At 38.4% G+C, this 12,798-nt stretch carries 15 protein-coding genes and 1 pseudogene; all 16 read left to right on the forward strand.

All coding sequences use genetic code 11. The annotated features are described in order from the left end of the window. Positions 1 to 321 precede the first annotated feature (321 nt). The 16 genes and pseudogenes from AC6BKE_RS18005 to AC6BKE_RS18080 all read left to right on the forward strand — a co-directional run bounded on the left by AC6BKE_RS18005 (position 322) and on the right by AC6BKE_RS18080 (position 12,793). Complete coding sequence (locus tag AC6BKE_RS18005; protein WP_499857546.1) at positions 322 to 504, forward strand: hypothetical protein; 183 nt, start codon at positions 322 to 324, stop codon at positions 502 to 504. 231 nt (positions 505 to 735) lie between these two features. Further along, positions 736 to 1,035, forward strand: a pseudogene (locus tag AC6BKE_RS18010) (nucleoside triphosphate pyrophosphohydrolase family protein); the annotation flags it as partial. 299 nt (positions 1,036 to 1,334) lie between these two features. Continuing rightward, complete coding sequence (locus AC6BKE_RS18015) at positions 1,335 to 1,883, forward strand: hypothetical protein (protein ID WP_249645725.1); 549 nt, start codon at positions 1,335 to 1,337, stop codon at positions 1,881 to 1,883. Between the two features lie 645 nt (positions 1,884 to 2,528). Next, the gene (locus tag AC6BKE_RS18020; protein ID WP_499858322.1) at positions 2,529 to 2,789 is read left to right on the forward strand and encodes a DUF2829 domain-containing protein; all 261 of its coding nucleotides are present in this window, start codon (positions 2,529 to 2,531) and stop codon (positions 2,787 to 2,789) included. Further along, complete coding sequence (locus AC6BKE_RS18025) at positions 2,789 to 3,013, forward strand: Acb2/Tad1 domain-containing protein (protein WP_499857548.1); 225 nt, start codon at positions 2,789 to 2,791, stop codon at positions 3,011 to 3,013. Before AC6BKE_RS18020 ends, AC6BKE_RS18025 begins: the two co-directional genes overlap by 1 nt. Positions 3,014 to 3,050: 37 nt before the next feature. Then, complete coding sequence (locus AC6BKE_RS18030) at positions 3,051 to 3,521, forward strand: WDGH domain-containing protein (protein ID WP_499857550.1); 471 nt, start codon at positions 3,051 to 3,053, stop codon at positions 3,519 to 3,521. Positions 3,522 to 3,791: 270 nt separating this feature from the next. Then, the gene (locus tag AC6BKE_RS18035; RefSeq protein WP_499857551.1) at positions 3,792 to 4,379 is read left to right on the forward strand and encodes a helix-turn-helix domain-containing protein; all 588 of its coding nucleotides are present in this window, start codon (positions 3,792 to 3,794) and stop codon (positions 4,377 to 4,379) included. Between the two features lie 6 nt (positions 4,380 to 4,385). Continuing rightward, entirely contained in the window at positions 4,386 to 5,747 is a 1,362-nt protein-coding gene (locus AC6BKE_RS18040) for a phage terminase large subunit (RefSeq protein ID WP_340808944.1), read from the forward strand. Between the two features lie 32 nt (positions 5,748 to 5,779). Beyond that, positions 5,780 to 6,196 (forward strand): hypothetical protein, encoded by a 417-nt coding sequence (locus tag AC6BKE_RS18045; protein ID WP_058843151.1) that lies wholly within the window; start codon positions 5,780 to 5,782, stop codon positions 6,194 to 6,196. Positions 6,197 to 6,445: 249 nt separating this feature from the next. Further along, on the forward strand, positions 6,446 to 6,691 hold the full coding sequence (locus AC6BKE_RS18050; RefSeq protein ID WP_058843152.1) for a hypothetical protein: 246 nt from the start codon (positions 6,446 to 6,448) through the stop codon (positions 6,689 to 6,691). A 3-nt stretch (positions 6,692 to 6,694) separates the two neighbouring features. After that, positions 6,695 to 8,767 (forward strand): portal protein, encoded by a 2,073-nt coding sequence (locus AC6BKE_RS18055; protein ID WP_499857552.1) that lies wholly within the window; start codon positions 6,695 to 6,697, stop codon positions 8,765 to 8,767. After that, positions 8,764 to 9,834 carry a hypothetical protein gene (locus AC6BKE_RS18060; RefSeq protein ID WP_499857553.1) on the forward strand — a complete coding sequence of 357 codons (1,071 nt, stop codon included), beginning with the start codon at positions 8,764 to 8,766 and terminating at the stop codon, positions 9,832 to 9,834. The genes AC6BKE_RS18055 and AC6BKE_RS18060 overlap by 4 nt, the downstream gene beginning before the upstream one ends. Positions 9,835 to 9,853: 19 nt before the next feature. Continuing rightward, positions 9,854 to 11,008, forward strand: coding sequence for a phage major capsid protein (locus AC6BKE_RS18065; RefSeq protein WP_499857557.1), 1,155 nt, complete (start codon positions 9,854 to 9,856; stop codon positions 11,006 to 11,008). Positions 11,009 to 11,150: 142 nt separating this feature from the next. Further along, positions 11,151 to 11,726, forward strand: coding sequence for a recombinase family protein (locus AC6BKE_RS18070; RefSeq protein ID WP_499857558.1), 576 nt, complete (start codon positions 11,151 to 11,153; stop codon positions 11,724 to 11,726). 60 nt (positions 11,727 to 11,786) lie between these two features. Next, positions 11,787 to 12,203 (forward strand): hypothetical protein, encoded by a 417-nt coding sequence (locus tag AC6BKE_RS18075; RefSeq protein ID WP_499857560.1) that lies wholly within the window; start codon positions 11,787 to 11,789, stop codon positions 12,201 to 12,203. Positions 12,204 to 12,217: 14 nt separating this feature from the next. Continuing rightward, a complete protein-coding gene (locus AC6BKE_RS18080; RefSeq protein ID WP_499857561.1) occupies positions 12,218 to 12,793 on the forward strand; it encodes a phage adaptor protein in 576 nt (191 codons plus the stop codon). Positions 12,794 to 12,798: the final 5 nt, after the last annotated feature.

The following is a 12,798-nucleotide window of genomic DNA, read 5'->3' on the forward strand; positions in this document are numbered from 1 at the left end:
GCTGATATTTGCAATATTTTTACTAAATAAAGCCCTTAGGAGAGTATTCTCGCACAAAGAACTCCCAAGGACTCATCATAAAGCAAAGGAGTGTACTCCTTTATAAAAAAATATACTCTATTGCATTTATTTTATAAATAGTAAGGAAGGAGAGTTAAGAAATATGAGTATAAATGAAAAGTGTAAGAAGTGTGGGAAAAAAATGGTGGCTACAGGCGATATTTTTGTGCTTGCAGATGGATATGAAATTGAGGAATTTAAGTGTAAGCAATGTAAAATCACTTCGAATTAGAAAGACATTGTACAGGAAGGAGAATATTTATGGGGTGGCAATTAACATTTCATTTCGAAGATTTTCCAAAAATAAGCATGTGTGGTTTTGTTACAGCATTAAACGAAAAGGAAGCAATTGAAAAATTCAAATCAGATTACCCGAACTTAGCAAGCTGCATCATTACAAAAGTAATTCAATATGAGGAAGGGAGCAAGTTGTTTACGAGTTAAAACACTGCGGTGTTATCTTTTGTTTATAAAACGTAAACAAAGTCAGGAGGAATGATGAGTGAACGCAATACGTAAGGAAATAAGAAACCGTAGAGCATATAAACCATCCCAAAAATGCAGGGGTTGCAAAGTGTATAAGCAGTTAAGAAGCGTAGGGAAGGAATTAGAGCAGATTAGCAAGGCTCGTAGGTGTTCTAAGCAAAATAAAAGTAATAAAAAGGGAGAAAAACAATGAACTTAAACGATTATCAATCATTAGCGTCGAGAACAGCAGCATCACATGGTAATGAGCTAGTAAATTACGGTCTAGGCATAGCTGGTGAATCGGGTGAGGTAGCTGATTTAATCAAGAAAGCAATGTTTCATGGACATACTATTGATATAGGAGAAGTTAAAAAAGAGTTAGGAGATGTGTTATGGTATCTTGCTAATATTGCGAGAATAGCAGGATTGACATTGGATGAAGTTGCAGAAGCAAATATATCGAAATTACAAAGACGATACCCTGAGGGATTTAGTACAGAGGCAAGTATCAATAGGGAAGAGAAGAATGTTATAGAAACTGAAAATCCAACGAGAAAAGAAATGATAGATTACCTTAAAGTATTCGGGCGAGTAGTACCAGAATACTATGAGAAATTGGACGATGAGAAACTAAAAAGGGAATACGAAGAAACAAGAACGGCATAAAAAAGAGCAGCAGATACACACCTACTACTCAGCCAAATTATACAAGGTAATTATAGCATAAAAAAGAATGTGTTGTAGTTACCTTGATATGCAAACGAAAGATAAGTCGAAAATTTGAACACTTCATAGGAGGTAAAACTATGACAGAACAAAAGACAGCAGTTTTAACAACTGAGCATATTGAGGTGATTTCTAGGGCTGCGGCAGTAGTAGCAATCGAACAATACAAATTAGAAGCACAAAAAGAAGAAAAACAAAGACATGATCGTCGATTACGTAACGTAAAGCTGTTATTACGTAATTACCGTAGTTTCGTAAAACTTGTTGCTGACGTACAAAATGACATTGTGAAGTTAGACCGCAAACTCATTATTGATGAACTAGACACGGATGATTTCGCTGTAGAAGCAATAAAACGTTCTAAAAGACGAACACTAGCCATAATTAAATTTCTTGATCGGATGTTAAACGTTTATAAAGAGATGTGCGAAGAAGCGGTATTAGATGAAGAAGTGAGGCGGTATGATACCATCTATCATTTATACCTTGCTCCTGTTAAAAAAACACATGCAGAAATTGGTGAAATTCAGTTTTTAACTGAAAGAACTGTTTATAATGATGTTAAAAAAGCCTATGAGGACTTGACAGTATTGATTTTTGGGGTGGATGGTTTACGATTTCGACTCTGATATTTCTTTTCGAAAACACTTCATATTATTTTCATTATTAACAATGTATGATGATAGTGTAAGACTAATGTGTATATCTGGTAGCGGAGGAAATTAGTATTTTTATAACTGGAAGGGGTGGTTATCATGTGAATTATGAAAACGCCTTTTTTAAAAGAAAAACTTACTACTGTTAAAAGTGCACGGAAATGCACCTAAACACAAGCTATCGTTGCAAAATAACATGGTGTCGCTCTACCATGAGTCAGAAGTGAACATCAGAAGTGAACACTCGACAATTAAATATTTTACCGCAGTAGACAAGCCTTATCCCTAGCACGGTAAGGCTTTTTGTTATGTTTAAAATTAGAAGCGGAGGTAAATGAAATGAATTATGAAGTAACATATGTTGAAAATGGACGAGTGATTAAAGGGAAAGTAGAAGATGTTATAAGCGTAATTTACTCAGGTATAAGCGTTGAATTTTCAGGTGCAGAAGGTGCGATGTTAATTATAAATAATCGTGACTTCATGAGTGCTAAGGAAATTGTTTTGTGTGGTAAAGATGAAGGAGGACGTATGGGGACGACTCCTCCTACAGAAAACCATAAAATATGCAACTATGGTCAGTCAGATTCATGTTCTGGTGAAGCGGTGGAGGCTGGATTGGATTTTGGACAAGCGATTGAAGCTTTAAAAGTAGGTAGGAAAGTAGCTCGAAAAGGTTGGAATGGAAAAGGTATGTTTGTTTATCATGTGCCTGCTGCAACGTATCCGCCAGCTACAGAAGTTATGAAAAGTGCATTTGGCGGTGAGGAAGTGCCATATCGTGAGTATCTTGCATTAAAGACAGCACAAAACGATGTAGCCACATGGTCACCTAGTACATCAGATGCTTTAGCTGAAGATTGGGAGGTAGTTGAATAATGCCAGAGAAAAACAAATCTACTAACGAACAAATTGAAAATAATTATAAGTACCACGCTCCGAAAGAGGGACAACCAGAAAAGTATGAAGCAATTCGTGAAAAGGCGAAGGAACTAGCTTATTTGATTGATGATCTATGCCCGCACAGCAGAGAAAAATCAGTTGCAATGACTGAATTGGAAACTGCCATTATGTGGGCGAACGCTTCAATTGCACGAAATTAAAGCATATTGTGAGTGCTTTAGAAAGAAGGGATAAGAGGTGTTAAAAGAATTATTTTGTTCACATGACTACCGTTGGAATTCTAATACATTTGGTGATGCTATTAATGGTTGTAATGGTAAGAGAACCATTTTGAAATGTTCTAAATGTGGTAAATATAAAGCAATCGGTCAAATGTTAGTTCCAGCTCTAAATGCACCTGAGTACACGTCAGACGGCTATCATTCTTTTAAAGAGTTATATCTTCATCGGATGGTCTTATTTGCAGCTATATGCAAGAAAAATAAATCAATTTGTTGGAAGTCTAAAAAGCATCATGATGACACTATGTATGACAATTATTTTATTGTTGGAATAGATACTCCAAATGGTCAGTTTACGTATCATTATCATATTAAACATTGGAATATGTTTGATGTGAAAGAACTAGAATACGCACCTGTATGGGATGGTCATACCAGCGATGATGTTATACGTCTTTTACACTTAGTTGATTATTTTGAAGGTTAGTAAGCCATTCTATGCGAGTGGCTTTTCCTTTTTATTTTGAAAAGTGAGTATCGAGCAAGGCTTACCCCCTTTTCCTTGCAGTACGGTACTTGCTTTTGGGAATAAAATACTGTTTATCAATTCAGAAGCGGATTAACAGGAAATCAGAAAGAATGTGAGAGTAATTGAGACGGACGATGTATCACCTACACGTATCTCGATTGCTCTCATTGTTGTTTGATAGATAGAAATAAGAGCAAATAGCGCAAAGAGGGTGATGCCATTGGGAAAATGAATAAAGTTAAGACTAGGGGTAAATATACCGAATGGCTTACAAAAGAAGGTTTATTAAAGATAGAAAGTTGGGCTAGGAATGGCTTAACAGACGAACAAATTGCCCATAATATGGGAATTAGTCGTTCCACGTTGAATGAGTGGAAAAAGAAGTATTCGGACATATCGGACACCCTTAAAAGAGGTAAGGAAGTCGTTGATATAATGGTAGAAAATTCCTTATTGAAGCGAGCTTTAGGATATGAATACACTGAAAAAAAATTTGGACAAGTGGAAATGGCGGAGGAAGAACATCATTTAAGGCAGAAGGTTGCTGTTAATCAATACAAGCTAGATCACCCAGAAGCGACGTTAGAAGAAATAAAGCTTGTTGAAATGAGTGTATCTAAATTTAAAAGTGTATTGGTGGAGGAAAAAACCAAAGAAGTAGCACCTGATGTAACTGCTCAAATTTTCTGGTTAAAGAACCGCAAGCCTGACGATTGGCGAGATAAGCAGCAAAATGAACTTACGGGTGCTGGTGGCGGTCCAGTAGATGTATTGTTTAACATTCCTAGACCTCCTAAAAAGGGTGAGAAGGGGTGATGAAGGATGACGCAAACCATAACCATTGATTATGAACCAAATGAAAAACAAGCCCTGTTTCATGCGTCTGACGCCGACCAGCTCGTATACGGCGGTGCAAAGGGTGGCGGTAAATCATGCGCTATTGTCATGGAGGCATTAGCGTATGGTATCGAGTATCCGGGGGCTAAGATATATCTATTCCGTGAGACTTATGACGACTTAGAAGCCAATCTTATCAGTGAAATGAAAGCTAAATGGCCCAGCGAACTGTATAAGTACAACGAGTCAAAACATATAGCTACTCTTTATAATGGCACGAAAGTTATGTTTCGTTTTATAAGTAGTAAGAAAGATGCTGATAGGTATCAAGGGCGTTCAATGGACTTTGTAGGAGTAGATGAGTTAACGAAGTTTGATAAAGCTTGGATTCAAATACTCTTATCTTGTTTACGTTCACCAAAAGGATTTCCACCACGTTTTAGAGGTACTTGTAACCCTGGTGGTCGTGGTCATGCGTGGGTAAAAGAGGATTTTGTCCTTGGAACAAACTATGGTGAAAAAATTTTAATTGACCCAATTACAGGTGGAAAAATGCAGTTTATTCCTGCATCGGTATATGACAACGTTGTTTTAATGGCAAATGACCCTAATTACGTAAAGCGGCTAGAGCACTTGCCTGAAAATGAGCGTCGTGCTTTCTTGCATGGGGATTGGGACATATTCTCAGGACAATACTTTACGGAATGGATACGTGAAAAGCATGTCATTAAGCCGTTTGAAATACCTGACCACTGGCGTAAGTGGCGTGCAATGGACTGGGGCTTTAATGATAATTGTTCTATTGGTTGGTATGCAGTAGATGAAGAAGGGCATGTTTACAAATACCGTCAACTATACGTGCGTGAAATGCTAGCATCTGATATAGCTAAAAAGGTTGTTGAACTATCGCAAGGTGAAAAAATTAGATATACGGTAGCGGGGCATGATTGCTGGCAGAAGCGAGGTAATGACAATGCGCAAGGTGAGTCGATTGCTGAAACTTTTGCGCAAAATGGTGTACCGCTAGAAAAGGCAGATATTTCTCGTATCGTTGGATGGCAAAGGTTGAGGGAGTATCTTAAAGATGCGCCAGATGGAGAGCCTTGGTTTATGGTCTTTGAAAATTGTGCGGATACAATACGCACCATACCAATGATGATTTATGATGAAAAGAATGTAGAAGATTTGGATGATTCATTAGAAGATCATGCGGTAGATGAAACAAGGTACTCGCTTATGTCTAGACCAATAAAGTCTAAGACTGCACCAAGCAATGAAACTACAATAGGTAAACTTAAAAAACAAGCAATTAAAAAAAGTAAGCAGCACACTAAGCGATTGATTTAGTGTGCTGCTTTATGTTTTAAGGAGGAATTGGTTTGAAGGTTAATCAAGTACAACTATTCGAAAGAGGTTACATTAATCGCTGTTCAACGTATGCTTGCGGTGAAAGGGCAACTAAATACGTTGGTCGCCCTGATGCACCGTTAAATGTATCCTATGTGTTGTGTGATAAGTGTATAGATGAGTTAGTGCAATCAATTCGAGCGCAATATCCAGTCGAAACCGAAGCTGCAAGCCCTTCAGTAATTGAAGATGAGTTGGTTGAAATGGCGGATGATGCTACAAGCCCTTCTGTAAATACAGAAGGATTAGCAGAAGCGGTGGCTGATGCTCGTACACATGCGGAAGTAGATAAAGTCGTAGAAAAATACGGCTTGCAAGATATACCGACTAAGACAGAGGGCGCAACTGTCCAAGTACGCAAAGACGCAATCTTAAAAGTGTTGGGCTGATATGTTTTTCTGTAGGAAAAATACAAATATTTTATGCATGAAATATTGGGAAATAATTTTGTGTAAGGCTTCTGAAGCCCTACAAATCAACAATGTATAAAATAATGCATAATCAATAAAATTGGAGGTTATAGAAACGTTGATATAACAGCGTTTATAAAAATTCTAGCTTCCTGAAACTATTATTATGTAAACCTAAAACTAATATCATATTCAAAATTTGAATAAGAAAACAGAGGGATGATGCACATGATTAGCTCGATTGTGATTATTGTACTGTTACTTGTTATTTTGCTACAAGCGATTATCCATAGCAGGGAACGAAAGGACTTATACACTCGACTCATGGCTCGTGATCTCCACGAATATACGTACATTACAAAAAGCGGTGGAGATGATGAGGACAGTAACAAACCAAAGCGAGGCACTAACTTACTGCAAAAACGAATTAAAACTTCATACCGACGGTTATATGGAGAAGATAGGGAGGTGTGATGATTGGTAGTAGGTGCGATTAAAAAAATGGTTACAGGGATTAAAAACGTTGGTAGAAGTCATGAGGACAAGTACGATGACCAAATAGCGGAATTTGTTCAACAAGAATATGAGCGTCGTAAATCAGAACGATTGCCTTTTGAGCTTCAGTGGCGACTCAATACTGAATTTTTAAATGGTAATCAGTTTTTAGATATTGACCCTACATCTGTTTCTATTCAGGAAATCCCGAAACTATATTGGTATCAGGAAAGAGAAGTATTTAATCAGATGGCTACTATTTATGAAACGCGTGTGGCTCAATTATCAAGAACAATCCCGATGCTTAAAGTACGTCCAGCCTCACAGGAGGACGGCGACATTTCGGCTGCGAGGGTATCGTCGAGTTTATTGCAATCAACGTGGTATGACGGGAATATGGATGTCATATGGGATGATTTATGTGCTTGGACAGAGCTAACGGGTACAGCACTCATTAAGAATGCTTGGAATAAAGATAAAGGTCGAACGGTCATGATTATGAGAGTGCCGAAAGAGCAGCAAGAAAACAAGGTTTCAAATGGAGATACAGAACAAGCAAGCGAAATGCTTGAAGGTGAATATGAAGAAGTTGAATTGAAAGAGGGAGATATGGACGTCTGTATTGTATCGCCATACGAGTTTTTTCCTGACAATAACTATGCTGCTTCTTTACAAGCCTGTCATAGCATCATACACGCTAAAGCATATGACATAAGGGACATAGAAGAAATATGGGGCGTCCGAGTAGAACCTGAAAAAGTCGATGTTATGTCGCTACAACAAATGCAAGCAGGATTGGGAGGCGTTGGTTACAGTGTCGGTGGATACCGAGGGAAATCAATGCAATTAAAAAATCATGCAGTTGTAAAAGAATACTACGAACGCCCAACAAAGAAATATCCGAACGGGCGTTTTATTGTGGTTGCAAACAAGAAAGTGTTGTCTTTGAGCGAGTTGCCTTACAAGGTAGGTGACGATGAGAAGCGGGATTTCCCATTTGTTTTGGCACGATCAATTAAAAAGCCTGGTCAATTCTGGGGTGCATCTGTGCTTGAAAGAATTATACCCATACAGCGTAGATACAACGCATTACGTAATCGAAAAGCTGAGTATCTAAATCTTGTCGCTATTGGGCAATGGTACGAGCCTGAAGGGGCGTTGGATGAAGATGTTGAGTTAGATAATAGTCCGGGCAACATAATCCGTTATCGTCCAGCGAGTGGAAAACCAGAGCCTGTATCATTCCCTAACTTACCAGCATCATTCGAAAATGAGATACAGACACTTTTAAACGAATTTACAGCTATTTCGGGGGTGTCTGAGCTTTCTCGATATTCCCAAGCTCCAAGTGGAGTTAAGTCAGGTGTGGCACTTTCCATTGCCAATGAACAGGATAATACACGTATAAGCAATACCGCCGCAAATTTAGCTCAGTGTGTAAAACTCATGGGCAAACAGTGGTTGAGATTGTACCGTCAATTTGTTCAAGAACCACGAGTTTTACGTACAGTGGGACGTGATAAGGATGTGGAAGTGTCCGATTGGACCGTTTCGCAATTAAAATCCGATGACGTAATTATTGAAAATAGTTCAGCGCTTGCCGAAACACCAGCTCAACGTAGACAAATGGTGTTTGACATGCTTGGTGGAGGTTTGTTTAACAAGGAGGAAGCGTCCCCTATAAGCAACGAAGCCAGAGAGAAAATACTTGAAATGCTCGAATTTGGGAACTGGGAAGGTAGCATGTTGGAAGTGCACCGCTTGCAGGAGCAAAAAGCGAAGCGTGAAAACATGAGATTTAAGCAGGCTCAACCAACCTTGCTAAATGATTATGACGACGATGCACTACACATTGAAGTGCATAATCGTTTAAGAATGAGTGCGGAATATGAAGATTTATTAAATTCGCCGCAGGGCTTAGAGATTGACCAAATGGTAAGAGAACATATTGCTATGCACGAACAACGTATCGTGATGCGACAAATGCAACAGTTACAACAACAGATAGCCATGCAACAGCAGGCTCAACCAATTAATGGAGGTAAAGAAAAATGAAATGGAATTGGATGAAACAACCGTTTGAAACGTATATGACATTGGATTTACAGTATTTTGCTGATGGGGATGGACATCCGTTTGCGGCAGAACCAACACCGCAAGAGCCACATCCTTTTGCTGATGATAATAACAGCACATTTTCACGTTTTACAGAGCAACCTAATCCTTTGGTTAGTGATATTCAATCTCCTGAAACTCCTACATTGCAAGGGGGTGAACAACAGCAACAGATTGTAGGTGATGGACAAGAGCAACAAATACAACAACAGCAACCACAGGATGAAGTATTAAAGTTTGGTGAACGTGAAGTGAAAGTGTATGGTGACGATGTAAGAGAGTTGTACCAAGACTACACTCAATTAAATCAAAACCTCCAAGCGCAATCGCAAGAATTAGAACAAGCTCGTCAGTTATTGGGGCAATATCAGACATTGATGCAACAGCAACAGCCAATAGAGCAACAACAAGTCCCGCAACAACAAACGATTGATCCAACACGTATGCAACAACTTCATGAAGAATATCAGGAACGTATGTATGAAAATAAATTTGAAGCGGATAAATGGTGGAACGAACAGCCTGAAGTCCAAGAAATGGAACGTCAACGGATTGAGGCACTTGTTCAGCAACGTGTAAATGAAGTAGTTGGGCCAATACAACAGGAACGTGAAATTAACCAACAAGTAACAGATGCAAAAGCACGTTATCAAGATTTTGATGATTACACAGATACTATGCAGACATTATTGCAAGAAAATCCACAACTAGCAGAGTTGCCTAATGCAATTGATAATCTGTATTTTATGGCTAAAGGACGTGCAGCCCAACCATCTCCGCAACCAGAACAACTTTTGAATGATGCAAGCTTCCAACAACAAATCATTCAAAATGAACAAATTCGTAATATGGTATTACAAACCTATCAACAAACAAAGTTACAAACTCAACCCCCATTAGTTATGGCGCAACAGGTATCTCAAACTCCTACTAGTTTAGGAGAACATCGTCCACGCACAATAGCTGAGGGGTCAAAAGCGGCTAGAAAACACTTTGGAATGGAATAATTATAAGAGGTGAAGGAATATGACAAACATGAAACAAGCGCAAGAAGCATTAAAACTTTATTACTTACCGGGACTTCAATACCAACTAAATAACGCAAACCCGATTCTAGCAGTTATGGATCGTGACCAAAAATCTGTTGTGGGTTCAGAAATTCGAATGGCTCTTAGATATGGTCGCCATGGTGGCATTGGTAACCGTACAGATGATGGGGATTTGCCAACTCCACGTTCACGCCAAACAAAACAAGCCAAATGGGAAACAAAGAATATATTTGGGCACATTCAAATTTCTGATAAAACAATGCGAGCGTCCAGAGGTGATGGGGCTTTCATTTCTTTATTAGAGGCAGACTTAGAAGATGCGTTAACTGATGCGAAGGATGACATAGAACGTCAGCTATTTGGTGATAGTACAGGGAAAATGGCTACGTGTGGTGTAAATACGGCTTCTAATGAAATAGAGGTTGACGATACTAGGTTTTTTGCGGAGGGACAAATTGTTGACATTGTAACGGCTGCTACGGGTGTTGTGTTGGCAGATAATCGTGAAATCACAGTGGTTGACGATGCAAATAATACTATTACAATCACAGGTGCGCCAGTAACAACGGGTAATACAGATATTGTTACTCGTGCTGGAAACTTTGGATTAGAGTTAACGGGGTTAGATGCTATCTTTACTCCTGATAACGTGTTGTATGGTATCGACAGAACTAAAAATAAATGGTTTAATCCAACTGTTGTTAATAACGTGGGTACTATTAGTGAAGTGAAGATTCAAGAAGCGATTGATGAAGCGGATCGTCGAGCTGGTGGTAAAGTTAACTTGATGGCAACGACGTATGGTGTGCGTCGTGCATATCAAGAGTTGTTATTAGCTACTAAACGTACTACAGACACGATGAAGTTAAAAGGCGGCTATGATGTATTGCTTTATAATGATAAACCAATGACAGTTAGTAAATATGCTCCTGAAGGTATTCTTTACGGTTTAGATATGGATACATTTAAGTTGTATCACATTATGGATTGGAATTGGTTAGATGAAGATGGTGCAATTTTATCACGTGTACCAAATAAACCAGTTTGGTCAGCAATCTTAGCACGCTACATGGATTTGGGTATGAACAAGCCTGCTGGTTCATTTAAAATGAGTGGTATTACAGAAGCATAATTTTAAAAAGGAGAGGGGAAACCTTCTCTTTTTTCATAATATCATTGTCATAACTCAATAGTTTTGACAATGTACTTCCAACTTGATAAGATAGGGTTATAAATATTGTCATAACTTATTATCATAAGTGGAGGGAGTTAATATGACCAAATATGGTTATGGGCGGGTATCTACTGTTAACCAAGATTTAGAGGCGCAAATACAAGCTTTACAGCAAGAAGGTTGCGAAGAAATCTTAACGGAGAAATTTACTGGTACGACTACAGAACGTCCCATTTTCAATGATTTGTTATCACAGTTAAACGAAGGTGACACGTTAGTTGTAACAAAGCTAGACCGATTAGCACGTAATACACGTGAAGGTATTGAGGTAATTGAGAAATTATTTGCAAAGAACGTGAAAGTACACGTGCTGAATGTAGGGCTGCTAGAGAACACAACAATGGGTCGTTTCTTCCTTACTACGCTTTTAGCGGTTGCTGAAATGGAGCGGAATCTTATCATAGAGCGAACGCAAGAAGGTAAGGTAATTGCTAAACAGCGAGAAGATTTTAAAGAGGGTAGACCTAAGAAATTTACAAAGAAGCAGCTTGACCATGCGTTAAAGCTTCTGGAAACCAATAGCTACAAAGAAGTTGAAGCATTAACTAATATTTCTGTTGCGACTTTAGCAAGGGAACGTAGAAAAAGAAAAGAAACTGAAATGATAAACGATTGAGCTTAACATGTTCAATCGTTTTTATTTTGTACATAAACGACAAAGGGAAGGTGTTTCTAGATGAAAGAGACAAAAAGAAATCAGATACAGGCAGTATTATTCAAGGATCATGATTTAATTCTTGTTGAAAATGATGTATTCAATATATCTGGACGTATTGAGGAATATGACAAAGATATGTTTATTGTATTCAATCAAAGAAAAAAGGCTTTTGAAATCCATAGCCTTGAATATGCTCCTATGATTGCTTCTCCTAAAGACACATTCCAAACAACCATACCATATAAAGAATTAGACATTAGAACGCTACATCACGTTTACGATAATGACATTAAAGTACACGGACGAAAGATATTTGAACGTATTGAAAGACAAGAAGAACTCAATGAAAAACAAAAGAAACGAGATTATAAAAACTGGTTACGTGCTGTGGCGAGTGAAACAAAATCCATGTTTGCTAAAGATGCTTGGCTATAGGAGGGGGTGAGAAGATGAAGTTGAAGGATATTTTGCTGGATGTAAATTTAATGATTCCGAACAGCATTAGCGATGAAATTAAAGTGCGCTGGATCAATGAAACACAACGGCAATTGTATCGTGATTTCGGCTTTCCAGATACATCCTACGCCTTTGCTCAACAGCCTAATGTAGACATATACCCACTCCCTAATAATTGCTCTAGGGAGCGGATTTTAAGTGTGACAGTTGATGACTTAGAGTATGAATATGTTTCTATGACTGAAGATTTACAAGGTAGATGTTGGACAATAATTGACGATAACATATGGTTTTATCCTATGCCAGTACAAGAAAAGCAAGCGTTTATCGTGTATAAACCAGAACCACAAGATATGCGGCTGGACATGCAAGAAGAAGAACCAGAATTTCCGAAAGACTTTCATGAGATTCTAACTTATGGTGTAGCGTTTCGGGTGGCACGGTCATTGCAATTGCTGGATATAAGCGTGCAAGTACAGCAGCAAATGTATGCGTTGCAAGAAGAAGCGAAACGGAAGCTACGCCCGAATAATCGGAAAAGGGTTGTACAGACAAGATTATGGAGGTAGGTGAG

It is taken from the genome of Lysinibacillus sp. COL-1, from assembly GCF_059814265.1.